Annotated in this window: 22 protein-coding genes and 2 pseudogenes; 9 read left to right on the top strand and 15 right to left on the bottom strand. The window is 58.0% G+C overall.

The annotated features are described in order from the left end of the window. Positions 1-54: 54 nt before the first annotated feature. From KJF94_RS20155 to nadA, 7 genes and pseudogenes are all read left to right on the top strand, one after another. Positions 55-687: a class I SAM-dependent methyltransferase gene (locus KJF94_RS20155; protein ID WP_214378211.1), complete on the top strand. Its 633-nt coding sequence runs from the start codon at positions 55-57 to the stop codon at positions 685-687. Next, complete coding sequence (locus tag KJF94_RS20150) at positions 687-1,352, top strand: acetyltransferase (protein WP_214378209.1); 666 nt, start codon at positions 687-689, stop codon at positions 1,350-1,352. The genes KJF94_RS20155 and KJF94_RS20150 overlap by 1 nt, the downstream gene beginning before the upstream one ends. Continuing rightward, positions 1,349-2,272 carry a glycoside hydrolase family protein gene (locus KJF94_RS20145; protein WP_214378207.1) on the top strand — a complete coding sequence of 308 codons (924 nt, stop codon included), beginning with the start codon at positions 1,349-1,351 and terminating at the stop codon, positions 2,270-2,272. The genes KJF94_RS20150 and KJF94_RS20145 overlap by 4 nt, the downstream gene beginning before the upstream one ends. Positions 2,273-2,488: 216 nt before the next feature. Next, entirely contained in the window at positions 2,489-2,860 is a 372-nt protein-coding gene (locus tag KJF94_RS20140; protein WP_250548185.1) for a GtrA family protein, read from the top strand. Next, on the top strand, positions 2,857-3,609 hold the full coding sequence (locus KJF94_RS20135) for a class I SAM-dependent methyltransferase (RefSeq protein ID WP_214378205.1): 753 nt from the start codon (positions 2,857-2,859) through the stop codon (positions 3,607-3,609). Before KJF94_RS20140 ends, KJF94_RS20135 begins: the two co-directional genes overlap by 4 nt. A 142-nt stretch (positions 3,610-3,751) precedes the next feature. Further along, a pseudogene (gene tnpB, locus KJF94_RS30655) lies at positions 3,752-4,024 on the top strand (IS66 family insertion sequence element accessory protein TnpB); the annotation flags it as partial. 348 nt (positions 4,025-4,372) lie between these two features. Beyond that, positions 4,373-5,431 (top strand): quinolinate synthase NadA, encoded by a 1,059-nt coding sequence (gene nadA, locus KJF94_RS20125; RefSeq protein ID WP_017340460.1) that lies wholly within the window; start codon positions 4,373-4,375, stop codon positions 5,429-5,431. Positions 5,432-5,562: 131 nt separating this feature from the next. Here nadA and KJF94_RS20120 read toward each other — a convergent pair whose 3' ends face one another. From KJF94_RS20120 to arcD (KJF94_RS20065), 12 genes are all read right to left on the bottom strand, one after another. Beyond that, on the bottom strand, positions 5,563-6,051 hold the full coding sequence (locus tag KJF94_RS20120) for an RDD family protein (protein ID WP_214378204.1): 489 nt from the start codon (positions 6,049-6,051) through the stop codon (positions 5,563-5,565). A 97-nt stretch (positions 6,052-6,148) separates the two neighbouring features. Further along, positions 6,149-6,361, bottom strand: a complete 213-nt coding sequence (locus tag KJF94_RS20115; protein ID WP_007977299.1) for a cold-shock protein — start codon at positions 6,359-6,361, stop codon at positions 6,149-6,151. A 404-nt stretch (positions 6,362-6,765) separates the two neighbouring features. Next, positions 6,766-7,890 carry a glycine cleavage system aminomethyltransferase GcvT gene (gene gcvT, locus KJF94_RS20110; RefSeq protein ID WP_214378202.1) on the bottom strand — a complete coding sequence of 375 codons (1,125 nt, stop codon included), beginning with the start codon at positions 7,888-7,890 and terminating at the stop codon, positions 6,766-6,768. 41 nt (positions 7,891-7,931) lie between these two features. Then, positions 7,932-9,308 (bottom strand): L-serine ammonia-lyase, encoded by a 1,377-nt coding sequence (locus KJF94_RS20105; protein ID WP_214378200.1) that lies wholly within the window; start codon positions 9,306-9,308, stop codon positions 7,932-7,934. Between the two features lie 203 nt (positions 9,309-9,511). Beyond that, entirely contained in the window at positions 9,512-12,364 is a 2,853-nt protein-coding gene (gene gcvP, locus KJF94_RS20100) for an aminomethyl-transferring glycine dehydrogenase (RefSeq protein ID WP_214378198.1), read from the bottom strand. A gap of 11 nt (positions 12,365-12,375) precedes the next feature. Beyond that, on the bottom strand, positions 12,376-12,759 hold the full coding sequence (gene gcvH, locus KJF94_RS20095; protein WP_214378196.1) for a glycine cleavage system protein GcvH: 384 nt from the start codon (positions 12,757-12,759) through the stop codon (positions 12,376-12,378). Positions 12,760-13,179: 420 nt separating this feature from the next. Beyond that, on the bottom strand, positions 13,180-14,688 hold the full coding sequence (locus tag KJF94_RS20090; RefSeq protein WP_214378194.1) for a sigma-54-dependent transcriptional regulator: 1,509 nt from the start codon (positions 14,686-14,688) through the stop codon (positions 13,180-13,182). Positions 14,689-14,889: 201 nt separating this feature from the next. Beyond that, complete coding sequence (locus tag KJF94_RS20085) at positions 14,890-15,252, bottom strand: DUF5064 family protein (RefSeq protein ID WP_214378192.1); 363 nt, start codon at positions 15,250-15,252, stop codon at positions 14,890-14,892. Between the two features lie 12 nt (positions 15,253-15,264). Continuing rightward, a complete protein-coding gene (gene arcC, locus KJF94_RS20080) occupies positions 15,265-16,194 on the bottom strand; it encodes a carbamate kinase (protein ID WP_214378190.1) in 930 nt (309 codons plus the stop codon). A 186-nt stretch (positions 16,195-16,380) separates the two neighbouring features. Then, positions 16,381-17,391, bottom strand: coding sequence for an ornithine carbamoyltransferase (locus KJF94_RS20075; protein ID WP_214378188.1), 1,011 nt, complete (start codon positions 17,389-17,391; stop codon positions 16,381-16,383). 70 nt (positions 17,392-17,461) lie between these two features. Continuing rightward, positions 17,462-18,718, bottom strand: coding sequence for an arginine deiminase (arcA, locus tag KJF94_RS20070; RefSeq protein ID WP_214378186.1), 1,257 nt, complete (start codon positions 18,716-18,718; stop codon positions 17,462-17,464). Positions 18,719-18,753: 35 nt separating this feature from the next. After that, the gene (arcD, locus tag KJF94_RS20065) at positions 18,754-20,181 is read right to left on the bottom strand and encodes an arginine-ornithine antiporter (RefSeq protein WP_214378184.1); all 1,428 of its coding nucleotides are present in this window, start codon (positions 20,179-20,181) and stop codon (positions 18,754-18,756) included. Positions 20,182-20,707: 526 nt separating this feature from the next. Here arcD (KJF94_RS20065) and arcD (KJF94_RS20060) point away from each other — a divergent pair. Continuing rightward, positions 20,708-22,135: an arginine-ornithine antiporter gene (arcD, locus tag KJF94_RS20060; protein WP_214378182.1), complete on the top strand. Its 1,428-nt coding sequence runs from the start codon at positions 20,708-20,710 to the stop codon at positions 22,133-22,135. Further along, complete coding sequence (locus KJF94_RS20055; protein ID WP_214378180.1) at positions 22,132-22,995, top strand: DNA-3-methyladenine glycosylase family protein; 864 nt, start codon at positions 22,132-22,134, stop codon at positions 22,993-22,995. Before arcD (KJF94_RS20060) ends, KJF94_RS20055 begins: the two co-directional genes overlap by 4 nt. Positions 22,996-23,163: 168 nt before the next feature. On the opposite strand, the gene KJF94_RS20050 is transcribed toward KJF94_RS20055, so the two are convergent. The 3 genes and pseudogenes from KJF94_RS20050 to KJF94_RS30645 form a co-directional block, all read right to left on the bottom strand. Then, positions 23,164-24,495, bottom strand: a complete 1,332-nt coding sequence (locus KJF94_RS20050; RefSeq protein ID WP_214378178.1) for a CoA transferase — start codon at positions 24,493-24,495, stop codon at positions 23,164-23,166. 169 nt (positions 24,496-24,664) lie between these two features. Then, positions 24,665-25,420, bottom strand: a complete 756-nt coding sequence (locus tag KJF94_RS30650; protein WP_375379892.1) for a methyl-accepting chemotaxis protein — start codon at positions 25,418-25,420, stop codon at positions 24,665-24,667. A gap of 102 nt (positions 25,421-25,522) precedes the next feature. Beyond that, positions 25,523-26,530 (bottom strand): annotated as a pseudogene (locus KJF94_RS30645) (methyl-accepting chemotaxis protein); the annotation flags it as partial. Positions 26,531-26,968 lie beyond the last annotated feature (438 nt).

Genomic DNA, 26,968 nt, shown 5'->3' with positions numbered 1-26,968 from the left:
GCTCGAAGGTGGTTCAGGAAGCAAAGTCCCCATACATGATCGAGAGGCAGATATATGCATGACCCGAAGACTGAGCTGCTGAGTGAGGTTGCAAGCTATTACTCAGAGAAAATCACGCAATTTGGCGAGACTCCACGTGGTGTAGATTGGAATGGAGAAGAGGGCCAAGCCTTGCGCTTCGAGCAACTGTGCAAGGTCATCACGGAGCCTGGGCCATTTTCGCTAAACGACTTGGGTTGTGGATATGGAGCACTCCTCGATTTCTTGGCAGATAAACATCCATCGCTCTCTTATTTGGGAGTCGATGTTTCTGAACATATGGTGCAGGCTGCAGCGCAACGTCATCAGCATCATCAGAATTCAAGATTTATCACGGCTTCGGAACCTGATTCCATCGCAGATTACGGAGTAGCCAGCGGAATTTTTAACGTTCGACTGGGGCGCACTGACGGAGAATGGCTGAAGTATCTTGAAGACACGCTTGATGTACTCGATCGCACCTGTCGTCGTGGCTTCGCCTTCAATTGTTTGACCTCCTATTCTGACGAAGATAAAAAGCGCGACTATCTCTACTATGCTGATCCGTGTTTATTGTTTGATTTTTGCAAAAAACGATATTCCAGGCAGGTCGCGCTGCTCCATGACTATGGCCTCTATGAGTTCACCATTCTCGTAAGGAAGATGTAATGAAAAAAAAATTAGTGATATTCGGGGTGGGTGATATAGCACAGCTGGCCCACTTTTACTTCACTACGGATTCAAATTATGAAGTAGTAGCTTTTACGGTTGACGCAGAATATATCGAGAGCTCAACATTCTGCGAGTTACCAGTCGTTCCGTTTGATGCAGTAAAAACACAGTATCCTCCCGAGGCTAACGACTTTTTTGTTGCATTGAGCTATTCAAAGCTTAATGCAGTTCGCAAAGAGAAATATCTGTCGGCGAGAGCGTTGGGTTATCGTCTGGCTAGTTTCATTAGTTCTCGCTCAACGATTTTAAATAACGCCCAAATAGGCGAGAATTGTTTTATTTTGGAAGATAATACAATTCAGCCCTTCGTCACTATCGGTAACAACATTACGTTGTGGAGTGGTAATCATATCGGCCATCACTCAAAGATAAATGATCATGCTTTCATTGCGTCGCACGTTGTGATCTCTGGCGGTGTCACCATTGGAGAACAGTGTTTTATTGGAGTAAATGCAACACTACGGGATCATATTAATATCGGTGCTAGATGTGTTGTTGGTGCGGGAACGTTGTTGCTAGCTGATGCAGAAGAAAACGGTGTTTATATTGGTGCGGCAACTGAGCGTTCAAAAGTCCCAAGCACAAGATTGAGGACTCTATGAGCGCGGTATGGAGAAAGCTCGGGAGACTTTACGTCCCAGCTGTGGAGGGGAGGCACCCCAAGCTTTTATCTCACGCCGCTAATCCATTACCGATCCATTTAGATGGTGACACTTATCGGGTCTTTTATAGTGGGCGGGACTGTGATAATCGTTCTTCTGTTGGTGCTGTCGATATTGATATAGTTCAGCGCGAGATTATCAAGGAGCATTACCAACCTTTTTTTGAGCATGGCCCAAAGGGCAGTTTTTTCGCGGACGGGGTTAGCATAGGGAATTGTTATGTTGCTGGTAATATGCGCTACATGCTGTTCATGGGATGGCAATCTCCATCCGACCAGCATTGGCGGGGAGACGTTGGTCGGTTAATTGTCGATGATAACTTGACGTTGCGGTTAGATTCCGAGGTGCCTTTTATGGGCGTTGACGCTACCGATGCGCTAAGCCTGTCCTATCCTTGGGTGCACCAATGTGACGACGGTGAATACGCTATGTGGTACGGGTCGACCAAAACTTGGGATGGCGGGAATGGCGAGATGATTCACGTTATTAACTCGGCAACATCATCTGACGGGCATTTCTGGCGTCGTAAAGGTTTAGCTGTTCCGTATGTGATAGGTATCGCCCAAGCATATTCGAGGCCAACCGTTGCGAAAAATTCCCGGAATGGCTTTGATATGTGGTTCTCTTACCGCAGTGGTAACGGTGAAAAATATCGGATTGGTTTTGCCACAACCGAGGCTAGTGGTGGTTGGCGTCTGGATTTGAATGCGGCAGGTATTGATGTCAGTGATGAAGGTTGGGATTCAGAAATGATCGAATACCCATTCGTCTTCGATCATAAAGGAGAGCGCTACATGCTTTATAATGGGAATGGTTATGGTCGAAGCGGTTTCGGTCTGGCTATCCTGGAGCACAATTGATGCTGAGAGCAAGGTGGCTGCTTTTATATGGTCGGAACCTAACTGTTTGAGTGAGGTGAATGAGTTTTTTGCTATTATTTAATTCGATCTAAAGCCACAACAGAAAACCTCTACTCCCTATATTTATTTTATGGCTGTTTTCTGTAGCTTGCGTTTCACTGGAAAAATTGGGTAAATACTGTGTATTTGAAATCATGGCTGACGCAAAGCACCTTAGTGCAATTAATTAAATATGGGGCTATTGGTGTTGCTAGTAACGTATTGGGGTACTTGATTTACTTGTTTGTCACCTATTGTGGTATTCCCCCACTATTGGCGATGACGCTACTTTATAGTGTCGGTGCGATTGTCGGTTTTGTGGGGAATCGGCATTTGACTTTTAGTTATTCTGGAAGCCCCCTTGCCTCTGGATTTAGATACGTACTAGTACACATGGTGGGGTACTTTTTAAATCTAACGTTATTACTTGTGTTTGTTGAGCATTTAGGCTATCCACATCAAATTGTTCAAGCTGTTGCCATTTTTATCGTTGCAGCATTCCTATTTGTCGCCTTCAAATTTTTTGTATTCAGGAGCTATCCGGAATGACCTCCACACGTACTCCATTTCCTGCTACAGCATTTGCTACTCTTGCCGCCGCGGAAGCGAATCATTGGTGGTTTCGTGCCAGAAATCGCGTGCTTCTTTGGGTTTTGGCAAAGCAAGTTGGAAAATTCAATACCTTTCTAGAGGTTGGCTGCGGCACAGCGTTCGTTTTGGAAGGGATTCACAAGGCTTACCCGAACGCCGAGCTTCACGGGTCTGAGTATTTCGAAGAAGGGCTTGTACACGCCAGGGAGCGATTGCCGTCGGCGACATTCACTCAACTGGATGCAACAGTAATGTCTGAAGTGTCTCGCTATGATGTTATTGGAACTTTTGATGTTATTGAGCACATCGAACAAGATCAGTTGGTACTTAATAACTTGGCTCGTGCATTGAAACAAGGGGGGGCACTATTGATTTCGGTTCCTCAACATCGCTGGCTATGGTCAGAGGTTGATCAGTATGCTTGCCACGTCCGGCGATATACTCGCTCGGAATTGATAGGGAAAGTGGAGGTGGCAGGGCTTCGGATAAAATATGTGACGTCCTTTGTAAGTTTTTTAGTTCCTTTAATGTGGTTGTCACGAATGAAAAAACATAAAGGGGAATATGATCCTATGATCGAGTTTCAAATTCCTGGCTGGTTGAACAAAGGCTTGGAGTTGGTGATGAAGACTGAGCTAGCATTGTTGAAGTTTGGTGTGACTTTGCCTGTAGGAGGCTCGCTTCTGCTTGTCGCGGAAAAAGTTTAGGCGTGTTGTTATTTCTAGCAGGAGGATTTGAGCGGAAGGCTAAAGATTATCCGCTGTGGAAGGAGAGTGATCATTGGATGATTACCATTCTGTGACAAAGTGGTTATTCGATTGATTGTCGCGGTAACTCGGTAAGCGATCCATGAACCCACATTCAAAGCCGTCCTCTGATCGCCGATGCTGTGCTCTCGAATTTTTCAGGAGCCCGCCTGCCATGATGCGACCCGACGCCAAAGTCGAAAAGGTGTACCTCTACCCCAAGCCCGTGGACTTCCGAAAATCCATCGACGGCTTGGGCGCCCTGGTCGAGCTGGATATCAAAGTCGCCGTATTCGATCCTGTCTTTTTTGTTTTTCTGAATCGCCACCATAACCGAGTGAAAATCCTCTACTGGGAGCGCAACGGCTTCTGCCTTTGGCTCAAACGTCTCGAGTCTGAACGGTTCAAAACATCGCCCGATGCCTGCCAGTGGCGTCTTCGGTTGAGGGTTACGAAGCCCTGTTGCCGTGGAACTGCTCGCCGGCATCGCCTAGCTGAGCGCTCTGCCCATCTTGAAGTGGGTGGGGTTTATGGAGCGCTAACGTTGGATATCGCATTCAGGTTGAAATGGTCTTTTGTCTCCCAGGGATATTCTGTAGCCTTGCGCAGCTTCAACGCTGTCCGTGCCTGATGAATACTCACTTTCCCGGCGGTACCCCCTGAAGGGTCCGGAGCCGGGTGTATACTCGACTTTCGCGCGAATGCGCCTGCAGGTCTTGCGAACATGACGCAGATTTCCGAACGCCTTCTGGTTCAAGCCCACCTCGACGCCAAGCAGCCCAAGCCGCTGACAGCCGAGGAAGAGGCCTATTACCGTGCTGCCATCGCCGCCGAGCTCAAGGCTCAGGACGCGGTACTGGTTGCCCACTTTTATTGTGATCCGGTCATTCAAGCCCTGGCTGAAGAAACCGGTGGCTGTGTCTCCGACTCGCTGGAGATGGCCCGCTTCGGCAATGCTCACCCGGCCAAGACCGTGGTGGTCGCCGGCGTAAAGTTCATGGGCGAAACCGCCAAAATCCTCAACCCTGAAAAACGCGTGCTGATGCCGACCCTGGAAGCGACCTGTTCGCTGGACCTGGGTTGCCCGGTTGACGAGTTTTCGGCGTTCTGCGATCAGCACCCGGAACGTACCGTCGTGGTGTATGCCAATACCTCGGCGGCAGTCAAAGCCCGGGCGGACTGGGTTGTGACTTCAAGCTGTGCGCTGGAGATCGTCGAAAGCCTGATGGATAACGGCGAGACGATCATCTGGGGCCCGGACAAGCATTTGGGCACCTACATCCAGCGCAAGACCGGTGCCGACATGCTGCTATGGGACGGTGCCTGCATCGTTCACGAAGAGTTCAAGTCCAAGCAGCTTGAAGACATGAAGGCGCTGTATCCGGATGCGGCGATTCTGGTGCATCCGGAATCGCCGACTTCGGTGATCGAACTGGCGGACGCCGTCGGTTCCACCAGTCAATTGATCGCCGCAGCGCAGAGCCTGCCGAACAAGACGCTGATCGTCGCCACCGACCGCGGCATCTTCTACAAGATGCAGCAGTTGTGCCCGGACAAGGTCTTCATCGAGGCGCCAACGGCGGGTAACGGCGCGGCGTGCCGCAGTTGCGCACATTGCCCGTGGATGGCGATGAATACGCTTGAGCGCGTGCTGAAGAGCTTGAAAGAAGGGACGAACGAGATCTTTGTTGATCCGGCGCTGATCCCGCAGGCAATTCGGCCGTTGAAGCGGATGCTCGACTTCACGCAAGCAGCGAGGATGAAGCTGGCGGGCAACGCCTGATACTTACTGTGGCGAGAGCTGTTGTGGCGAGGGAGCTCGCTCCCGTTCGGTTGCGCAGCAGCCGTATTTGGGGGCGCTTCGCACCCCAGCGGGAGCAAGCTCCCTCGCCACAGTGATTTGCATAGCCTGTGTTATTTGGTCTTCTTCGGAATCCGCACAAGCTGGGTATTGGAGTACATGTCATGCCAGCTGCGTTTCTGTTTATCAAACAGCGACCAGAAGAACCCCAGCCCGACGCAGAGCAAGGACGCGATCGACACCACAAAGCGCAGCAGCGCCTGCCACAGGCTGATGGACGAGCCGTCGGCGTTCTGCACACGAATGCACCACACCTGCATGCCCAGTGTTTGGCCGGACCAGGTCCAGAACTTGGCGAAAAAGCCGAACAGCACGAACAACAACACCGTCGACAGCAACGGATCACCGTCCAGCGCGCCGGCTTCGGTCAGGGTACGCATTTTGTCTTTACCGATGATCGCCATCTGGATCATCTTGTAAACGCCGCTGGTGACGATCAGCAGGGCGGTGCACAACAGGAAGTCATAGAACATCGCTGCCAGGCGACGACCGAGGGTCGCGGCGGGAAAGTCGCCCTGTGGTTTGAGCAGGTGTTTCGACATGGCAGGGATCCCGGCGGAAAAAAGAAGCCATTTTACGGATTTACGCGCACAAAAAAGCCCCTGATGTCAGCATCAGGGGCTTTTTCGTAACAGAAGGTTAGGCTTCTGCTTGTACTTCGTCAGCCTGCATGCCTTTCTGGCCTTGCACGGCAATGAAGGTCACTTTCTGGCCTTCTTTCAGGCTCTTGAAGCCGTTGCCCTGAATAGCGCGGAAATGCACGAACAGATCCGGACCGCTTTCTGGAGTGATAAAACCAAAACCTTTCTCGTCGTTAAACCACTTGACGGTACCGCTCTGACGTTGGGACATTTCTTATTTCCTTTGACGCAAAAATTAATGACAGTCTCCTTCTCATGAAAGAGTACTGGGGCTGGTTGCAGGAGAGTAAGAAGACGTCGAACGGGATGTAGCTAACTTGTAGGCTACTGCCCAGGTCACGATTCCAAGCGACCCATGCAAACACAGTGATCAAACTCTACGCCAACTACGGGAGAAAAAACAAGCCCTGTGAGAGGCCCGGTTTTGCTCGCGTTGGTGGCATTCGCGCGCCAACTAGCGCTGGCTTATGCGATAGAGCTGTTCAATTGTTTTCGATCGTTATAAGTAAAGTTCATAAATGAAGCTTACAGTCAAAGTCATGCACTGTTTTATGGCGGTTGCGTTACACATTAGTGCACTGTTAACGCAACCGCGTTACTTATAGAAACAGTCAATCAGCCACGATAGTAGCGTTGTGGAACAAATGGCATTTTGCTTACAAGCAGAGGCACCTTTTTCCCACGAACGATCGCGAACACCGGTGTATCGATGGCGATGTAGGCGCTGTCGAGGTAACCCATGGCCAAGGGGCCGCCCAGGGTCGGGCCGAACCCGCCGCTGCACACGGTGCCGATGATGTCGCCCGCTTCATTGACGATTTCTGCACCCTCGCGCACCGGAGTGCGTTCCTGCGGCAACAGGCCTACGCGCTTGCGGCTGACACCGGCTTGTTGCTGGGTGAACACGGTTTCAGCGCCAGGGAAGCCGCCAGCCCGTGCGCCATCGGCACGACGAGGCTTGGAGATGGCCCACAACAGGCTGGCTTCGATCGGGGTGGTCTCGGTGTTCATGTCGTGGCCGTAGAGGCACAGACCCGCTTCCAGGCGCAGTGAGTCGCGGGCGCCGAGGCCGATGGCTGCCACTTCCGGTTCGGCCAGGAGGGCGCGAGCCAGGGCTTCGGCGCTGGCGGCCGGCACGGAGATTTCGAAACCGTCTTCACCGGTGTAGCCGGAGCGGCTGACAAAGCAGTCCACACCCAGCAATTTCACACGGGCGAACTGCATGAAGGTCATCTTCGCTACTTCCGGCGCCAGGCGCGCGAGCACGGTGACTGCCGCCGGACCTTGCAGGGCCAGCAATGCGCGCTCTTCAAATAGCGGCTCGATGGTGCACTGATCACCGATGTGCTGACGCAGGTGCGCCAGGTCCTGATCCTTGCAGGCCGCGTTGACCACCAGGAACAGTTCGTCGTTACCAAGGTTGGCGACCATCAGGTCATCGAGGATGCCGCCGGTCTCGTTGGTGAACATGGCGTAGCGCTGCATGCCCACCGGCAGGTCGATGATGTCCACCGGCACCAGGGTTTCCAGGGCCTTGGCGGCATTGGCGCCGGTCAGGCGGATCTGGCCCATGTGCGAGACATCGAACAGCCCGGCCTGATCACGGGTGTGCTGGTGCTCTTTCATCACGCCCAGCGGGTATTGCACCGGCATGTCGTAGCCGGCAAACGGCACCATGCGGGCGCCGAGTTCGATGTGCAGTGCGTGCAACGGGGTTTTCAACAGTTGTTCGGTGGACATATCCAGCTCCTGAAAAAGTGTGCAGATGCAGTGAGCGCGCATCAGCACTCGATAATGTTGACCGCCAAACCGCCACGGGCGGTTTCCTTGTATTTGCTTTTCATGTCGGCGCCGGTCTGGCGCATGGTGCGGATGACTTTGTCGAGGGAGACGAAATGTTGACCGTCGCCGCGCAGGGCCATGCGCACCGCATTGATGGCTTTCACCGAACCCATGGCGTTGCGTTCGATGCATGGCACCTGCACCAGCCCGCCGATCGGGTCGCAGGTCAGGCCGAGGTTGTGTTCCATGCCGATTTCGGCGGCGTTTTCCACTTGCTGCACGGTGCCGCCCAGTACTTCGCACAAGGCGCCTGCCGCCATCGAGCAGGCCACGCCGACCTCACCCTGACAGCCGACTTCGGCGCCGGAGATCGAGGCGTTTTCCTTGTAGAGAATGCCGATGGCGGCGGCCGTCAGCAGAAAACGTACGACACCGTCTTCGTTGGCGCCGGGGATGAAGCGCATGTAGTAATGCAAAACCGCCGGGACGATGCCCGCTGCACCGTTGGTGGGCGCGGTGACCACGCGTCCGCCGTTGGCGTTTTCCTCATTGACTGCCAGAGCGTACAGATTGACCCAGTCCAGCACCGACAGCGGATCGCGCAACGACGATTCCGGGTTCTTGCACAGTTGCCGATGCAGCGCTGCCGCTCGACGTTTGACCTTCAAACCACCCGGCAGGATGCCTTCGTTCCTGCAACCGGCGTCGACGCAATCCTGCATCACTTGCCAGATCTTCAGCAGGCCGGCGCGGGTTTCCGCTTCCGGGCGCCAGGCACTTTCGTTGGTCAGCATCACCTGGCTGATCGACAAGCCATAGGTGGTGCAATGACCGAGCAGGTCCTTGGCGCTTTTGAACGGGAAGGTCAGTGGTGTGGCGTCTTCGACGATGCGGTCGGCGCCGGCGGCGTCTTCATCGACCACGAAACCGCCGCCGACCGAGTAGTACTCGCGGCTGCGGATTTGTATGCCCGCCGCATCGAAGGCGCGAAAGATCATGCCGTTGGGGTGATAGGCCAGCGGTTTGCGGATCATCGCCAGGTGTTCTTTCTCGTTGAACGCAATGCTGTGTTCGCCGAGCAGGTTCAAGCGACCGTTGCCGCGGATGTCTTGCAGACGGGCGGCGACGGTTTCGGTGTTCACGGTGTCCGGGTGTTCGCCTTCCAGGCCGAGCAACACAGCCTTGTCACTGCCGTGTCCTTTGCCGGTGGCGCCAAGTGAGCCGTAGAGCTCGACTTTGACGCAGGTGGTGGCGGCCAGCAGCCCTTCACGGCGCAAACCTTCGGCGAAACGCGCAGCGGCGCGCATCGGGCCGACGGTGTGGGAGCTGGAGGGGCCGATGCCAATCTTGAACAGGTCGAACACGCTTAACGACATGGTTGTTCTCCGGTTTCTTGTTATAGGAATTGGCGGAAATCTTACTGACTGGTCACGATCCTGTGGGAGCTGGCTTGCCAGCGATAGCGGTGTGTCAGGCAAAGGCAGTGTCGACTGATGCACCGCTATCGCTGGCAAGCCAGCTCCCACAGGGTTATGTGGTGTTCTTGAAATCGGGGGCATATGAGTGCCCCCTCATTGGTTTAAGCGTAGCTTTCGATCGACGGGCAGGCGCAAACCAGGTTGCGATCGCCGAAGACGTTGTCGACGCGGCCGACCGGCGGCCAGTACTTGCCTTCGATCAGCGACGCGACCGGATACACCGCTTGCTCGCGGCTGTACGGGTGCGTCCACTCGCCAACGATTTCCGCTGCGGTGTGCGGAGCGTTTTTCAGTGGGTTGTCATCCTTGTCCAGCGTGCCGTTTTCCACTGCGCGGATTTCTTCGCGGATGCGGATCATGGCGTCGCAGAAGCGGTCCAGTTCTTCCTTGGATTCGCTTTCGGTCGGCTCGATCATCAGCGTGCCAGCCACCGGGAACGACATGGTCGGGGCGTGGAAACCGAAGTCGATCAGGCGCTTGGCGACGTCATCGACGCTGATGCCGCTGCTGTCTTTCAATGGACGCAGGTCGAGGATGCATTCGTGCGCCACCAGGCCGTTGCTGCCGGTATAGAGGACTGGATAGTGCTCTTCGAGGCGACGGGAAATGTAGTTGGCATTCAGGATCGCCAGCTGCGAAGCACGCTTGAGACCCGCGCCACCCATCATCCGAATGTACATCCAGGTGATCGGCAGGATGCTCGCGCTGCCGAACGGTGCCGCGCAGACCGCGCCTTCCTTGCGTTCCATCTGGGCGTGGCCCGGCAGGAACGGGGTCAGGTGCGACTTGACGCCAATCGGGCCGACGCCCGGGCCGCCACCGCCGTGCGGGATGCAGAAGGTTTTGTGCAGGTTCAGGTGCGACACGTCGCCGCCGAACTTGCCCGGTGCGCAGAGGCCGACCATCGCGTTCATGTTGGCGCCGTCGATGTAAACCTGGCCGCCGTTGTCATGAATGATGCCGCAGATTTCGCGGATGCCTTCTTCGAACACGCCGTGGGTCGATGGGTAGGTGATCATCAGCGCGGCGAGGTGTTCGCGGTGCTCGATGGCCTTGGCGCGCAGGTCTTCGATGTCAACGTTGCCGCGAGCATCGCAAGCCGTCACGACCACACGCATGCCAGCCATGTTGGCGGTGGCCGGGTTAGTGCCGTGTGCGGACGACGGGATCAGGCAGATGTCGCGACGGTCTTCACCGCGGCTCTGGTGATAGGCGCGAATCGCCAGCAGGCCGGCGTATTCACCTTGCGAGCCTGCGTTCGGTTGCAGGGAGATCGAGTCGTAACCGGTAGCGGCACAGAGCATCGCTTCCAGTTCATCGGTCAGTTGCTGATAACCGGCGCTTTGCTCGGCCGGGGCGAACGGGTGCAAGGCACCGAATTCAGCCCAGGTCACCGGGATCATTTCGCTGGCGGCGTTGAGTTTCATGGTGCACGAACCCAGCGGGATCATGGTGCGATCCAGGGCCAGATCCTTGTCGGCGAGCTTGCGCAGGTAGCGCATCAGCTCGGTTTCCGAGTGGTAACGGTTGAACACCGGGTGGCTGAGGATCGGCGATTGGCGAACCAGAGCGGCCGGGATGGTGCTGACCACTGCAGCGGCGAGGGCGGCGAAGTCTGGCAGTGCCTTGCCGTCGGCAAGCAGAGCCCACAGCGTTTCGACGTCGGCTTGCGAAGTGGTTTCGTCAAGGGACAGGCCCAGACGCTCGCCATCAACTACGCGCAGGTTGATCTTCTGCGCACGCGCCTTGTCGTGCAGTTTGGCGGTGTCAGCGCCGGTTTTCAGGGTCAGGGTGTCGAAAAAGCTGGCTTGTTCGACGGTCAGGCCCAGTGCGCTCAAGCCTTTGGCGAGGATCGCGGTCAGGTGATGAATGCGGTTGGCAATCTGCGTCAGGCCTTTCGGACCGTGATACACGGCGTACATGCTGGCGATGTTGGCCAACAGAACCTGCGCGGTGCAGATGTTGCTGGTGGCTTTCTCGCGGCGGATATGTTGCTCGCGGGTCTGCATGGCCAGGCGCAGGGCCGGCTTGCCGAAACGGTCCACAGAGACGCCGACCAGACGGCCCGGCATGTCGCGCTTGAATGCATCTTTGGTAGAGAAGTACGCCGCGTGCGGGCCACCGAAGCCCAGCGGAACGCCGAAACGTTGGGCGCTGCCGATGGCCACGTCGGCGCCGAATTCGCCCGGCGGGGTCAGCACGGTCAGGGCCAGCAGGTCAGCGGCAACCGCCACCAGTGCGTTGGCGGCGTGGAAACGTTCGGTCAGTTCGCGGTAGTCAAACAGATCACCGTTGCTCGCCGGGTATTGCAGCAGGGCGCCGAAGAACGGCGTTACGTCAGTCAGTTCAAGCTCGTCGCCGACGACGACGTCGATGCCCAGCGGCTCGGCACGGGTGCGCAGTACGTCGAGGGTTTGCGGGTGGCAATGCACCGATGCAAAGAACGCGTGGCTGCCCTTGTTCTTGCTCAGGCGTTTGCAGAAGGTCATGGCTTCGGCAGCGGCGGTGGCTTCATCCAGCAGCGAGGCGTTGGCGATCGGCAGGCCAGTGAGGTCGCTGATCAGGGTCTGGAAGTTCAGCAGCGCTTCGAGACGACCCTGGGAAATTTCTGGCTGGTACGGGGTGTACGCGGTGTACCAGGCCGGGTTTTCCAGCAGGTTGCGCAGGATCGGCGACGGCGTGTGCGTGCCGTAGTAGCCCTGGCCGATGTAAGTCTTGAACAGTTGGTTCTTGGCGGCGATACCTTTGATCAACGCCAGGGCGTCGGCTTCGCTCAGGCCGTCGTCCATACCGAGGACGCTGGTGCCTTTGATGCTTTCCGGAATGACGCTGGCGCTCAGGGCTTCCAGGGAGTCGAAACCGAGGCTGTTGAGCATCGCTTGCTCATCGCCGGAACGCGGGCCGATGTGGCGCGCGATAAATTCGTTGGCGGTGGTCAGATTGATTTGAGTCATGTCAGCGCTCCTCAGGCTTCGGCGTTGGCTTTGATCAGACGGTCGTAGGCGTCCTGATCCAGCAGTTTGGCGACAGCCGAGGCGTCGGTTGGCTGGAAGCGGAAGAACCAGCCTTCGCCCATCGGATCTTCGTTGACCAGTTCCGGGCTGCTGTCCAGCGCCGGGTTCACTTCCAGCACTTCACCGTCCAGTGGCATGTACACGCCGCTGGCGGCTTTTACCGATTCCACGGTGGCGGCTTCTGCGCCTTTGGCGTAGGACTGCAGCTCAGGCAGTTGTACGAAAACCACGTCGCCCAGGGCGTTCTGCGCGAAAGCGGTGATGCCGACGGTGACGGTGCCGTCAGCTTCGGTGCGCAGCCATTCGTGATCTTCAGTAAAACGCAACTCGCTCATGGAAACTCCTAAGGGGGCCAGACTCGTCTGGTGGACGCGATTGAATGCTTGGGCAAAAGCCCTTCTTTATAAGTGGCTACTAAGCAAGATCGCGGCCAATGTTAATAAGTCCTTATAAATCAGTGTTTTGAGTGTTTATGAGGGGCGAGCGAATTGAATGCCTGTAGCGAAATCGCTACAGCCTGAAGCGAAGAAAAAAGCGTAATGGGATCAAAGCCTTGCACAGCGGTGATCGGGAGAGGGTGTAGCGATATCGTTCCGCTGTAGCGCTTTCAGTACAGGTGGAGGTCGTTTTTAAACAGGATTTCGGCTGAACACAAAAACTGTGGGAGCCAGCCTGCTGGCGATGAGGCTATGTCAGTCGACCTCTTTTTTGCCTGCCACACCGCAATCGACAGCAGGCTGGCTCCCACAGGGGGGCTACGGCTTGTTTGGAATCCCGTACTTGCGCAACCGATGAGCAATCGCGGTGTGGGAGGTTTGCAGGCGGCTGGCCAGTTGCCGGGTCGAGGGGTAGCTGACGTAGAGTTTTTCCAGCAGGGTCTTCTCGAACTCTTCCATCGCCTGCTCCAGGCTGTCGACTTCGTTGTCGCTCTGGCGGGCCACGGAGGTGCCGGCAATGTCGAGGTCGCCGATGTCCACCAGGCTGCTTTCACAAATCGCGGCAGCGCGGAAGATCACGTTCTGCAATTGCCGCACGTTGCCTGGCCAACGGTTGCCCAACAGCGCCGGGTAGGTCCCGGGCGCCAGGCGACACACCGGTCGCTGAATCTGCGCACAGGCCTGCTGCATGAAATAACGGGCCAGCAGCAAAATGTCCTGGCCACGTTCGCGCAGCGGCGGGACTTCGACATTCAGGACGTTGAGGCGATAGAACAGGTCTTCACGGAACGTGCCTTCGCTGACCATTTTTTCCAGGTCGCGGTGCGTGGCGCTAAGGATCCGCACGTTGACCTTTACCTCACGATCACCGCCCACGCGGCGGAAGCTGCCATCGTTCAAAAACCGCAGCAGTTTCGCCTGCAAGTACGGTGACATTTCGCCGATTTCATCGAGAAATACCGTGCCCTGGTTCGCCAGTTCCATCAGCCCCGGTTTACCGCCCCGTTGCGCACCGGTGAAAGCGCCGGGGGCGTAGCCGAACAGTTCACTTTCGGCGAGGTTCTCCGGCAATGCTGCGCAGTTCAGCGCCAGAAACGGTGAATTGTGCCGAGCGCTGATGGCGTGACAGGCGCGGGCGACGAGCTCTTTGCCGGTGCCGGTTTCGCCCTGGATCAATAGCGGCGCATCAAGGGCCGCCACGCGTTGAGCACGGGTCTTGAGCGTGCGAATCGCCGGGGATTCGCCGAGCAACGCATCGAACCCTTCGGCATGGTCGTGGTGCAGCGCCGAGAGGCGTTCGCCGATGCGGTTCGGTTGATACAGCGTCAGCAACGCGCCGGCATCGGTGATCGGCGTGGCGTCCAGCAGCAAGGTCTGGCCGTTGACGGTGATCTCGCGCAGCGGCAAGCGAAAGCCTTGTTCCAGCAGGGTGTCGAGCAGGGCGGGATCGGCAAACAGATCCGCCACACTTTCACCGGCCGGTTCGCGTCCGTACAAGGCAATCAGTGCCGGGTTGGCCAACAGCACGTTGCCGCTGCTGTCCAGGGCCAGTACCGGATCGGTCATGGCGGCGAGCAAGGCATCGAGCTGCAAGTGCCGACGTTGGCCGGGAAGGATGTCGACCACCGTCATCGCTTGCACACCGCGCACGCTGAGCAACGCATCGTGCAGCTCTTCGAGCACTTGCGGGCTGAGGGTCGGGGCGTCGATGTAGACGTTGGGCGGGACCATTTCCACCGCATCCAGATTGAGATTGCGCCCACCGAGCAGGGCCAGGACTTCCTGGGTGATGCCGACGCGGTCGATGAAGCTGACGTGGATACGCATGGGGCGGTTTTTGGTTCTGGAGTGCGGAGGGTGGCAAGTATGCCTTGGGGCGGGCCAATGGTGAAATCCTGCGCGGGATTTCAAGGTATTGGTGATCCCTGTGGGAGCGAGCCTGCTCGCGATAGCGGTGTGTCAGTTGACGTTAATGTTCACTGTCACACTGCTATCGCGAGCAGGCTCGCTCCCACAAGGGGGCGTAGGTTATTCGAAGTTCTCGAGGTTTACCGGGTCGCCGGATTTCATATCCAACTGCTTCCGGATGTCTTCAAACATTAAATCGTAATGCTTGTGAATCGAGCCGATCTGGCTGTGTGTCTTCGGGATTCCATACTTCTCGGCGATTTTCGTCACGTTGTTGGCGAAGTTGTAAGCCTCCTCCTTGGCCAGAAAGAAGGTCTCCGTCATGTCCTTTCCCTGCATGCTGCCGTGCAGGGTGAACAGCATCCCTTTGCCTTTCTTGGGATCCTGCGTGACCTCATAGTCGAGGTGCACGTTGTAGTTGACATCATCCGGGGTCAGCGCGTGGCGCTCGATGTGCAGATGACCGGGCTCGAACGTTGCCATTGGCGTTTCTCCTTATAAATAAGTTATGCCAGGTTTCGCCGTGCTGATGCGCGTGCCGGCCTTGCCCTGGACGATCGCTTCGATGTCCGAGAGTGAACCGATCACCGCGACTTTTCCAGTATGGCGGGCAAACTCGCAAGCGGCCTGGACTTTGGGTCCTATGGAGCCGGCAGCGAAACCGAGTTTTTCCATTTCGTCCGGGTGCGCCTGGGCAATGGCTTTCTGGGTCGTTTTGCCGAAATCGATGAAGGCGGCGTTGACGTCGGTGGCGATTACCAGCAAATCACTGTCGAGCTGTTCGGCCAGCAGCGCCGAGCACAGGTCCTTGTCGATCACCGCTTCCACGCCTTGCAGTTTGCCGTGGGCGCCGTACATCGTCGGGATTCCGCCACCGCCGGCGCAGATCACGATGCTGCCTTTTTCCAGCAGCCACTTGATCGGGCGAATTTCGAAGATGCGTTTCGGTCTCGGGCTGGCCACCACGCGACGGAATTTGTCGCCGTCCGGGGCAATCGCCCAGCCTTTCTCGGCGGCGAGTTTTTCCGCTTCGGCCTTGGCGTACACCGGGCCGATGGGTTTGGTCGGGTTCTGGAACGCGGGGTCGTTGGCGTCGACTTCGACCTGGGTCAGGAGCGTGGCGAAGGGCACTTCGAAGTCCAGCAGGTTGCCCAGTTCCTGTTCGATGATGTAGCCGATCATGCCTTCGGTTTCGGCGCCGAGCACGTCCAGCGGGTACGGCGACACCGAAGTGTAGGCCGCCGCTTGCAGCGACAGCAGGCCAACCTGCGGACCATTGCCGTGGGCGATGACCAGTTCATTGCCGGCGTAAATCTTGGCGATTTGCTCGGTGGCAATCCGGATGTTGGCGCGTTGATTGTCCGCGGTCATGGGTTCACCACGGCGGAGCAGGGCGTTACCGCCCAGAGCAACGACGATACGCATAATGCAGTCCTTCTAAAGCAGAGAAGTTGCGAGCGGCTCGGTCTCCCGGTAGGACTCGGTCAATGTGGGAGCTGGCTTGCCAGCGATGGCGTCGCCTCGGTCTGTCAGATACACCGAGGTGATGCCATCGCTGGCGAGCCAGCTCCCACAGGTTCCGTGTTCCTGCAGGAGCGGCCAGGTCAGCCGTTAGATATCCGCCAACGCCGCGACCAGGATCGCCTTGATGGTGTGCATGCGGTTTTCCGCTTGCTCGAAGGCGATGTTGGCCGGGGATTCGAAGACTTCTTCAGTCACCTCGACACCATTGGCCAGGTGCGGATACCGCGCGGCGATGTCCTTGCCGACCTTGGTTTCGCTGTTATGGAACGCAGGCAAACAGTGCATGAACTTCACGCGCGGGTTGCCCGAAGCCTTCATCATTTTCGCGTTGACCTGGTACGGCAGCAGTTGCTCGATGCGTTCGTCCCACGCTTCCACCGGCTCACCCATCGACACCCAGATGTCGGTGTGGATGAAGTCCACACCCTTGACCGCTTCTTTCGGGTCTTCGGTGATGGTGATGCGTGCGCCGCTTTCCTCGGCGAAGGCTTTGCACTGGGCGATGAAATCAGCGTGGGGCCACAGCGCTTTCGGCGCGGCGATGCGCACGTCCATGCCCAGTTTGGCGCCGATCATCAACAGCGAGTTGCCCATGTTGTAGCGGGCGTCGCCGAGGTAGGCATAGCTGATGTCATGCAGCGGTTTGTCGCTGTGTTCGCGCATGGTCAGGGTGTCGGCGATCATCTGTGTCGGGTGGAATTCAGCGGTCAGACCGTTGAACACCGGCACGCCGGCGAACTTGGCCAGCTCTTCGACGATGTCCTGTTCGAAGCCACGGTACTCGATGGCATCGAACATCCGCCCGAGCACGCGGGCGGTGTCTTTCATGCTTTCCTTATGACCGATCTGCGACGACACCGGGTCGATGTAGGTGACGTGGGCGCCTTGGTCATGGGCCGCCACTTCGAAGGCGCAACGGGTGCGGGTCGAGGTTTTTTCGAAGATCAGCGCGATGTTCCTGCCTTTGAGGTGCTGTTGCTCGGTGCCGGTGTACTTGGCGCGCTTGAGGTCGCGGGACAGGTCCAGCAGGTAATGCAGCTCGCGAGTCGTATGGTGCATCAGCGAGAGCAGGCTGCGGTTGCGCATGTTGAAAGCCATGATTGGATCTCCTTGGGTTTCGGTTATCCGCCTGCTTCACGCGTTATAAGCGCGAAGCAGGGCACAAGAATTAATAGTCGATAGGGTCGCGAATGATCGGGCAGGTCATGCAGTGGCCGCCGCCACGGCCGCGTCCCAGTTCGCCGGCGCTGATGGTGATGACTTCCACACCGGCCTTGCGCAGCAGAGTGTTGGTGTAGGTGTTGCGGTCATAGCCGATCACCACGCCAGGCTCCACCGCCACCACGTTGTTGCCGTCGTCCCACTGTTCGCGTTCGGCGGCGAAGCTGTTGCCGCCGGTTTCCACCACGCGCAACGCTTTGAGGTTGAGGGCCTTGGCCACGGTGTCGAGGAAACTGGTTTCTTCGCGGCGGATGTCGACGCCGCCCGGTTTGCTTTCGTCGGGGCGCAGCGTGAAGGCGACGATCTGGTTCACCACCTCCGGGAAGATCGTGACGAGGTCGCGGTCGCAGAAGCTGAACACGGTGTCCAGGTGCATCGCGGCACGGGACTTCGGCAGGCCCGCGACGATGACTTTCTCGACGGCTTTGTTCTTGAACAGGTTCACCGCCAGTTGGCCGATGGCCTGACGGGACGAGCGTTCGCCCATGCCGATCAACACCACACCGTTACCGATCGGCATCACGTCGCCGCCCTCGAGGGTGGAGCTGCCGTGTTCCTTGTCCGGGTCGCCGTACCAGATTTCGAAATCGGCGTTGGTGAACTGTGGGTGGAATTTGTAGATGGCGGTGGCCAGCAAGGTTTCCTGACGGCGCGCCGGCCAGTACATCGGGTTCAGCGTTACGCCACCGTAGATCCAGCAAGTGGTGTCGCGGGTGAACTGGGTGTTGGGCAGCGGCGGCAGAATGAAGCTGGAGTGGCCGAGGAAGTCGCGGAACATTTGAATGGTCTTGCCGCCGAAGCTGTCCGGCAGGTCATCGGCGGACACGCCGCCAATCAGGAACTCGGCGATCTTGCGCGGCTCCAGGCTGCGCAACCACGAACCGACTTCATTGATCAGACCGAGGCCGACCGAATTGGCGGTGACCTTGCGTTCCAGAATCCAGTCCAGTGCTTCGGGGATCGCGACGATGTCGGTCAGCAGGTTGTGCATTTCCAGCACGTCGATGTTGCGTTCGCGCATTTTGGTGACGAAGTCGAAATGGTCACGCTTGGCCTGGGCCACCCACAGCACGTCATCGAAAAGCAGTTCGTCGCAGTTGTTCGGGGTCAGCCGCTGGTGGGCCAGGCCGGGGGAGCAAACCATGACTTTGCGCAGTTTGCCGGCTTCGGAATGTACGCCGTACTTAACTTTTTCCGTGGTCATTACAGTGATCCTCCAGATGACAAATCAATCAGGTGTTACAGGGTCAGGAAGCCGTCATACAGCCCGTAGGCCGCCACCAGGGCGCCCACGACGACCGCGGCGAAAATCAGCTTCTCGACGTTGGTGAAAACCGGTTTGTTGAGTTCAAGCTTGGCCTTGGCGAACAGGATCGCGCCGGGCGCATAGAGCAGGGCGGAGAGCAGCAGGTATTTGACGCCGCCGGCATAGATCAGCCAGATCGCGTAGATCAACGCGACGGCGCCGATGAACAAGTCTTTCCTGCGCTCGGCCAAAGCGTTTTCATAACTCTCGCCGCGTACCGCCAGCAGCAGCGCGTAAGCCGCCGACCACAGGTACGGCACCAGGATCATCGAGGTGGCGAGGTAGATCAGCGACAGGTAAGTGCTGGCCGAAAAGAGCGTGATGATCAGGAACAGCTGCACCATCGCGTTGGTCAGCCACAGGGCATTGACCGGCACATGGTTGGCGTTTTCCTTGCGCAGGAACGCCGGCATGGTGTGGTCCTTGGCGGCGGCGAACATGATCTCCGCACACAGCAACACCCACGACAGCAACGCACCGAGCAGGGAAATGATCAGGCCGACGCTGATCAACGCCGCGCCCCATGGACCGACGACGTGTTCCAGTACCGCGGCCATCGACGGGTTCTGCAGTTTGGCCAGTTCCGGTTGGGTCATGATGCCCAGCGACAGCACGTTCACCAGCACCAGAAACAGCAGCACGGTGATGAAACCGATCACGGTGGCTTTACCCACGTCGCTGCGTTTTTCCGCGCGGGCCGAGAAGATGCTCGCGCCTTCAATGCCGATGAACACCCACACGGTGACCAGCATCATGTTGCGCACCTGGTTCATCACGCTGCCCAGATCCGGGTTTTTCACACCCCAGATATCGGCCGTAAAGATGTCCAGTTTGAACGCGAAAACAGCGATCAACACAAACAGCAGCAGCGGCACGACCTTGGCGACAGTGGTCACCAGGTTGATGAACGCCGCTTCCTTGATCCCCCGCAGCACGAGGAAGTGCACAGCCCACAAAAGCACCGACGCGCCTATCACGGCAGCCACTGTGTTGCCTTCGCCGAAGATCGGAAAGAAATAGCCGAGGGTGCTGAACAGCAAAACGAAGTAACCGACGTTGCCCAGCCAGGCACTGATCCAGTACCCCCAGGCGGATGAGAAACCCATGTAGTCGCCGAAACCGGCCTTGGCGTAGGCGTAGACACCGCCGTCCAGATCAGGCTTTCGATTGGCAAGGGTTTGAAAGACGAAGGCCAGCGTCAACATGCCGACGGCGGTGATAGCCCAACCGATCAACACGGCGCCGACGTCGGCACTGGCGGCCATGTTCTGGGGCAAAGAGAAGATCCCGCCACCAATCATTGAGCCGACAACCAACGCAACAAGAGCACCGAGTTTCAATTTTCCGGGGGATTCAGACATTGCATGACTCCAATGCAGGAGAAGAGAGACAACAGATTAATTCTGTTAGCCATTCAATCAGCTGACTTAGATCAGTGCATGGGCACATTCCATTGTTGATGAAAGACTTATGAATCTTTCCCGGGCATAACGGTATCGCCGGAAAAGCCCTGTCCAGAGGCCTTCGACCAGATCAAGCGGAAATAACTCGTATCGCTTGGAGTTTTTAAGCTAGTTCGTTTTGCCGTTTCCGCAAATTTTTTGACGGCTGTTTCAGTATCGAATTGATTTATTAGGATCCACAGACAAGACTGCTATTGCCGGCTGTGGCTATAGAAGTATCGGCTATAAATAAAAGACGTGAATTGCCATGAATGAATTAACGTTATTACCGTTTACCTATTTATTTAAATTATCCATTTGTGGCAAAGGGAGCTTGCTCCCGCTGGGTTGCGAAGCGACCTCAAAAAAAGGGACTGCTGCGCAGTCCAGCGGGAGCAAGCTCCCTCGCCACAGGTTCAGTGCAAGGAAAAAAGGAGACGCTGGGATGTCGCAACCGACGCAAAAACTTCGACTCAGTGCACTGATCGCGCTGGTGGTGGGATCGATGATTGGCGGCGGGATTTTTTCCTTGCCGCAGAACATGGCCGCCCGAGCCGATGCTGGCGCGATATTGATCGGTTGGGCGATCACTGCCGTGGGCATGCTGACGCTGGCCTTTGTGTTCCAGACGCTGGCCAACCGCAAACCCGAGCTGGACTCCGGGGTGTATGCCTACGCCAAGGCGGGGTTCGGCGACTACATGGGTTTTTCGTCCGCCTGGGGTTACTGGATCAGCGCCTGGCTGGGCAACGTCGGCTACTTCGTTTTGCTGTTCAGCACCCTCGGTTATTTTTTTCCGGTGTTTGGCCAAGGCAACACGCCCATCGCCATTGGCTGCGCGTCGGTGTTGCTGTGGGCCGTACACTTTCTGGTGATGCGCGGGATCAAGGAAGCGACGTTCATCAATCAGCTGACCACCGTGGCCAAGATCGTGCCGCTGATCATGTTCATCGTGATCGCCGCCGTGGCGTTCAAGGCTGACATCTTCACCCGTGACATCTGGGGCCGCAGCAACCCGAATTTCGGCGGCGTCATGGATCAGGTGCGCAACATGATGCTGGTCACCGTATTCGTGTTCATCGGCATCGAAGGCGCCAGCGTCTATTCGGCGCGGGCGGAGAAACGTTCGGATGTCGGGCGCGCGACGGTCATCGGTTTTGTCGGCGTGCTGGCGCTGTTGGTGCTGGTGAATGTGTTGTCGCTGGGGATCATGAGTCAGCCGGAATTGGCCAATCTGCAGAACCCGTCACTGGCGGCGGTGCTGGAGCATATCGTCGGGCCCTGGGGTGCTTTGTTGATCAGCATTGGCCTGGCGATTTCGCTGCTCGGTGCGCTGTTGTCCTGGGCGCTGCTCTGCGCCGAGATCCTGTTCGCCACGGCCAAAGACAAAACCATGCCGGCCTTCCTGAAAAAGGAAAACGCCAACCATGTGCCGGTCAATGCGCTGTGGCTGACCAACGTGATGATCCAGATTTTCCTGTTGATCACGCTGTTTTCAGAGGGCACTTACACCAGCCTGATCTACCTCGCGTCGTCGATGATTCTGGTGCCGTATCTGTGGTCGGCGGCCTATGCGGTGCTGTTGAGCGGGCGGGGTGAAACCTACGAGCATGCGTCGGCGGAGCGCACCAAAGACTTGCTGATTGGCGGCATCGCGCTGAGTTATGCGGTGTGGCTGTTGTATGCCGGCGGGGTCAAATATTTGCTGCTCTCGGCGCTGCTGTATGCGCCGGGGGTGATTCTGTTCGCCAAGGCCAAACATGAGCAGGGCGAACCGTTGTTCACCCATGTCGAGAAAGGGATTTTTACCTGCGTGATCGCTGGTGCGGGGCTGGCGGCCTACGGTTTGTACAGCGGCTTGCTGTCGCTGTGAGGTTGTTGCTGGAGTACCAGCCGCCCTATGACTGGCCGGCGATGCTGGGTTTTTTGTCGGCGCGGGCCGTGGTCGGGATGGAGACGGTGCTCGATGGCGTGTATTCGCGCAGCATCGGCTTGAACGGTGTTCACGGTACGTTTTCGATCAAGCCAGTGGTGGGCGATGCGTTGCAAGTGGTGCTGGATTTTCCCGATCCTTCGGCGGTGCCGGAGATCGTTGTGCGGCTGCGGCGGATGTTTGATCTGGATGCGCACCTGCCGACGATCCATCGGCAGTTGAAGACTGATCCGTTGATGGCGCGGTTGATTGCCGAGCGGCCGGGGTTGCGGGTTCCGGGGGCGTGGGACGGTCTGGAACTGGCGATCCGTGCGGTGTTGGGTCAGCAGATTACGGTGAGCGCGGCGATCCGGTTGGCGGGGAAACTGGTGGCGCAGTATGGGCAGCCTTTGGCGTCTGTTTTGCCCGGTGTCACGTCTGTGTTTCCTGAAGCGTCCGTTTTGGCGGAGGCGGATCTGGCGACGCTGGGCATGCCGAAAAGTCGTGGCCGGACGTTGTCGGGTGTGGCTCAGGCGTTGCTTGACGATCCGTTACTGTTTGAACCGGGGCGTGAGGGCGGTGTGGCGCGGTTGCTGGCGTTGCACGGGATTGGCGACTGGACGGCGCAGTACATTGCGTTGCGGCAGTTGCGGGAGATGGATGCGTTTCCATCGGGGGATGTGGGGCTTATCAATGCGCTGGCGGCGCTTGAAGGTGGACCGCTGACGGCTCGGGATTTGTTGCGGCGGGCAGAGGCTTGGCGGCCTTTTCGAGGGTATGCGGCGCAGTTGCTATGGACATCGCTGAGCCGGATGGATTGAGTTGTTTGTTCCGGCCTCATCGCCAGCAGGCTGGCTCCCACAGGTTTTGTGATCGACATAAATCAACTGTCTTGATTTTGATGATTTGGTTTGGCTGGCTTCCACAGGTTTTGTGATCGATACAGATTCACTGTGGGAGCCAGCCTGCTGGCGATGGGGCCAGAACGGTCACCACCACTGCGCGCGATGAGAACCCAATTCAGCTGCCGGCAGTGCCCACTGCAATGGCGTTCCGGTGATTTTCAGCGGCACTTGCAACCGATGCGCCGGACCCCATGGCGTCTGCTCAACCAACAGGCCCTGATCGCTGGCGTCTTCAGCCCGCAGCGCTTCATCCGTTCCAGCACCGTTTTCAATTAACAACTTCGCCGTCCGCGCCAACGACAATCTGGCTGACCCACCACGTCCCAATAAGGTAATCGCCGCAGCCGCCATCAAATACCCCGTCGCATGATCCAGCGCCTGCACCGGCAAGGGCGTCGGCTTGTCCGCTTTCTTCCACTGCATCCCCGCCTCGGCAATCCCGCTGCTCATCTGCACCAGGCTGTCGAAGCCGCGACGGTTCTGCCATGGACCACTCCAGCCATAGGCGTTGAGGCACACATCAATCAGGCCGGGCGCCAGTATTTGGCGCTCGGCGACACCGTAACCCAACCTGTCCAATGCGTCGGCGCGGTAGCCGTGGAGCAAAATGTCGGCGTCCTTGAGCAGGCTGTCGAACACGGCTCGATCGTCCTGGTTGTGCAGGTCCAGCCTTGCGCAACGTTTGCCCAACGTGACTTCCGGCACAACGCCGGGTTCGTTCCAGGTCGGTGGGTCGATACGCAAGACATCGGCGCCGAGGCCCGCGAGAAAACGACTGGCGATGGGCCCCGCGAGCACGCGTGTGAGGTCCAGCACCTTGATCCCGGCCAGCGGTTGCGCCACCGAACCTTTCCACAGTTTCGGCTGTTGCGGGTTACCGGCGCTGAACTGAATCAACGGCTCGGCGTTCACGGCCAAACCTTGTGGGTGCGCTTGCCATTGCGCCCAGGTACGCATTTCGGCGGCGCAGCCACCGGCGTCGATCACGGCCTGTTCCAGATCGGTTTTCGCCCATTGCGCAACCTTGCTCGCCACGTCTGCGCGGTCGGCACACGCGCCGAGCACGCTTTCAGCGGCCGCGCGGTGATGAGGCGCGTTGGTGTGCAGGCGGATCCAGCCATCGTTGGTCGCGTAGTCGCCGGCAACCGGGTCCCACAGCGGTGGAACGCTCCAACCGACGGGGCGGATCGAGGTCGCGAACCAGAAAGATGCGAGGCGCCGGTCGACTTCAAGGTTGGGCAAGCGCCCGGTCTGCTGCTGCAGCCATTCGCTGGCAGCCTGGCCGGCGGCGGCGATGCTGGCGCAGGCCAGGTCGGTGACGGCAAACGCCGAGGGCAGGGCGCCACTCGAGGTGAACGGAATCGGGGTGCGGGACAAGCCGAGTGCGGCTTGAATGGACGTGAGTAAATCAGTCATCGAAGGCCCTCCGGAGCGAGAGCTCGATCATAGATCAAAACACGGGCTGCCCGGATGAAATCACCCCCTGTAGGAGCGAGGCTTGCCCGCGAAGAACGATAACGCGGTCTGTCTGAAAGACCGCGGCGTATTCTTCGCGGGCAAGCCTCGCTCCTACAAAAGCGAAGAGCTACACCCGGAACTGATCCATCAATTTCATCTGGTGGTTGGTCAAGGCGTTGAGCTGGCTGCTGATTTGCGCCGATTCGGTGGCCTGGCCAGTCAGGGTTTCGGTGACGGTGCGGATCGCCGAGACGTTGCGGTTGACCTCTTCGGCCACGGCGCTTTGCTGTTCGGCGGCGCTGGCGATTTGCAGGTTCATGTCGCTGATCACGGTGACTGCGTCGCTGATTTTGCTCAAGGCTTGCACGGCTTGCTGGATCTGCCCGGCGTTGCTGTGGGCCTGGGTCTGGCTCGAATGCATGGTGGCGACTACGCCGCGGGTGCCCGACTGGATGCGTTCGATGACGAGGCGGATTTCTTCCACCGAGTCCTGGGTGCGTTTGGCGAGGTTGCGCACTTCGTCGGCCACCACCGCAAAGCCACGACCGCTTTCCCCGGCACGGGCCGCTTCGATGGCGGCGTTGAGCGCCAGCAAGTTGGTCTGTTCGGCGATGCTGCGGATGACTTCCAGCACCGATCCGATCTGCTCGCTGTTCACCGCCAATGCTTCGACTTCGGTGACAGCCTTGCTGACTTCGTCGGCCAGTTGATTGATGTCGCGAGTGCTGCGTTCGATGATCGACATGCCATCGCGGGCCGATTGATCCGCACCTTTGGCCGCGTTGGCCGCGCTCGAGGCGCTGTTGGCGACGTCATGAGCGGTGGCGCTCATTTCGTTGGACGCGGTGGCCACCTGGTCGATTTCGCGGAACTGCACCTGCATGCCTTCGCTGGTCTGGCGGGCGATTTCAGAAGACTGGTCGGCGGTGCCACGGGCGTCGGTGATGCTCTGTTTGATCTGGGCGATGGTCGGTTGCAGCTTGTCGAGGAAGCGGTTGAACCAGCTGACCAGTTCCCCCAGTTCATCTTTCTTGCTGTAGTGCAGACGCTGCGTCAGGTCGCCGTCGCCACTGGCAATCGCCTTGAGCATCTCGGCCACGCTGTTGATCGGCCGGGTCACGCCCGATGCCGTCAGCCAGATCAACAACAGACCGACAAGGCCGGCAGCGACCGCCACCAGCACTGCTTTGATCGTGCCGCTTTGCTGGGCGTCATCGAGGACCGCTTGCAGCTTCACCGAATCGGCCAGCAGCACTTGTTTCGGCAGGTCGATCACCACGCCCCAGGCTTTGGAATCACTGATTGGGCTGACCGGGTACACCGCACGGATCAAGTCGCCTTGTTCGAGAATTTTCGGTACGCCACCGCTGAGCAACTGCAGGACATCCTTGCCCTCGGCGCCCAAGGTGTCGCCGATACTTTTGCCGACCTTGCTCGCGTCGACGCTGTACCCGGCGAGCACGCCGCTGCCCGAGACAATCAGCATGTGCCCGGCGCCGTTGAACAGATCACGCTGGGAATCGACAGCCGCTGCCTGCAGGGCATCGAGGGCGATGTCCACACCGACCACGCCGATGGATTTGCCGTCCACCAACAGGGGTACGGAAATGGTGGTCATCAGCATTTCCTTGCCGCCGACGGTGTCGGCATACGGGTCCAGCAGGCAGGTGCGCTTGCTGTCGCGAGGGCAGGTGTACCAGCTGTTGTAAGGGGTACCGCTGAGGCTCAAGGTGGTTTTGGTCATGTCGTCTTCGACCATGATCGTGTTGAGCGCGGCACCGCCGGCACGGCTCCAGTAACTGGCGAAACGACCGGCTTCGTTGGACTGGCGAGCGGCGTCATTGGCGAACTCGCTGTCCTTGCCGTCCAGGCCGTTGGGCTCGAACGCCAGCCAGATCCCCAGCACCTTGCTGTTGCGCTCGAACGCGGTTTTCAGGCTCTGGTTCAACTCTTCCCGCAGGGCACCGGCCTCAAGCGAACGCTTGGCCGCCATGTTGCGCATGTCCTTGATCTGGTCCGCCAGGGCGGTCACCACCAGCTGGCTTTCGCCGAACGTCTTCTGCACCCGCACCGCCTGCTCGGCGGCCTTGGCCTCAAGCAGGTCCTGCACACTGTCGGTGAGCATTTTGCGGCTGGAGGCGCTGACCAGTTCATCGTTCTGATTGGTCTGGTAGAAGTTCATGCTGACGATCAGGACAACCACGCCCAGCAGGCAGAGACCGGAGAGCAGAACGATTTTCAGGCGGATGGACAGAGAGTCGAACATAGGACGAACTCGCGAATGAATGAGGTGTTGGCTGTGAGTCGAGGTCGACCCGGTTCGCCAAGTCCATTCAGCGCCATTCACTGCAATCGGCGAGGGGCGAAGTTGCATGATGGTGGCTCCGACGAACGGTCATGGTTGAACGTTTGCGCGGAAAAATGTGCCGAA

It is taken from the genome of Pseudomonas hormoni, assembly GCF_018502625.1.
Taxonomy (GTDB): Bacteria; Pseudomonadota; Gammaproteobacteria; order Pseudomonadales; family Pseudomonadaceae; genus Aquipseudomonas; species Aquipseudomonas hormoni.
Note: the sequence above shows the minus strand (reverse complement) of the source record. Positions and strands in the feature narration are given on the sequence as shown.

What these genes read in the sequence shown, in the direction of transcription:
- KJF94_RS20105 (WP_214378200.1), bottom strand. Translation starts at nt 9,308, where the DNA reads ATGTCGTTAAGCGTGTTCGACCTGTTCAAGATTGGCATCGGCCCCTCC.
- arcD (WP_214378182.1), top strand. Translation starts at nt 20,708, where the DNA reads ATGTCGCAACCGACGCAAAAACTTCGACTCAGTGCACTGATCGCGCTG.
- arcD (WP_214378184.1), bottom strand. Translation starts at nt 20,181, where the DNA reads ATGTCTGAATCCCCCGGAAAATTGAAACTCGGTGCTCTTGTTGCGTTG.
- KJF94_RS20115 (WP_007977299.1), bottom strand. Translation starts at nt 6,361, where the DNA reads ATGTCCCAACGTCAGAGCGGTACCGTCAAGTGGTTTAACGACGAGAAA.
- gcvP (WP_214378198.1), bottom strand. Translation starts at nt 12,364, where the DNA reads ATGACTCAAATCAATCTGACCACCGCCAACGAATTTATCGCGCGCCAC.
- KJF94_RS20050 (WP_214378178.1), bottom strand. Translation starts at nt 24,495, where the DNA reads ATGACTGATTTACTCACGTCCATTCAAGCCGCACTCGGCTTGTCCCGC.
- KJF94_RS20090 (WP_214378194.1), bottom strand. Translation starts at nt 14,688, where the DNA reads ATGCGTATCCACGTCAGCTTCATCGACCGCGTCGGCATCACCCAGGAA.
- gcvT (WP_214378202.1), bottom strand. Translation starts at nt 7,890, where the DNA reads ATGTCCACCGAACAACTGTTGAAAACCCCGTTGCACGCACTGCACATC.
- KJF94_RS20145 (WP_214378207.1), top strand. Translation starts at nt 1,349, where the DNA reads ATGAGCGCGGTATGGAGAAAGCTCGGGAGACTTTACGTCCCAGCTGTG.
- KJF94_RS20135 (WP_214378205.1), top strand. Translation starts at nt 2,857, where the DNA reads ATGACCTCCACACGTACTCCATTTCCTGCTACAGCATTTGCTACTCTT.
- KJF94_RS20075 (WP_214378188.1), bottom strand. Translation starts at nt 17,391, where the DNA reads ATGGCTTTCAACATGCGCAACCGCAGCCTGCTCTCGCTGATGCACCAT.
- KJF94_RS20085 (WP_214378192.1), bottom strand. Translation starts at nt 15,252, where the DNA reads ATGGCAACGTTCGAGCCCGGTCATCTGCACATCGAGCGCCACGCGCTG.
- KJF94_RS20155 (WP_214378211.1), top strand. Translation starts at nt 55, where the DNA reads ATGCATGACCCGAAGACTGAGCTGCTGAGTGAGGTTGCAAGCTATTAC.
- KJF94_RS30650 (WP_375379892.1), bottom strand. Translation starts at nt 25,420, where the DNA reads ATGCAGGTGCAGTTCCGCGAAATCGACCAGGTGGCCACCGCGTCCAAC.
- nadA (WP_017340460.1), top strand. Translation starts at nt 4,373, where the DNA reads ATGACGCAGATTTCCGAACGCCTTCTGGTTCAAGCCCACCTCGACGCC.
- arcA (WP_214378186.1), bottom strand. Translation starts at nt 18,718, where the DNA reads ATGACCACGGAAAAAGTTAAGTACGGCGTACATTCCGAAGCCGGCAAA.
- gcvH (WP_214378196.1), bottom strand. Translation starts at nt 12,759, where the DNA reads ATGAGCGAGTTGCGTTTTACTGAAGATCACGAATGGCTGCGCACCGAA.
- KJF94_RS20120 (WP_214378204.1), bottom strand. Translation starts at nt 6,051, where the DNA reads ATGTCGAAACACCTGCTCAAACCACAGGGCGACTTTCCCGCCGCGACC.
- arcC (WP_214378190.1), bottom strand. Translation starts at nt 16,194, where the DNA reads ATGCGTATCGTCGTTGCTCTGGGCGGTAACGCCCTGCTCCGCCGTGGT.
- KJF94_RS20150 (WP_214378209.1), top strand. Translation starts at nt 687, where the DNA reads ATGAAAAAAAAATTAGTGATATTCGGGGTGGGTGATATAGCACAGCTG.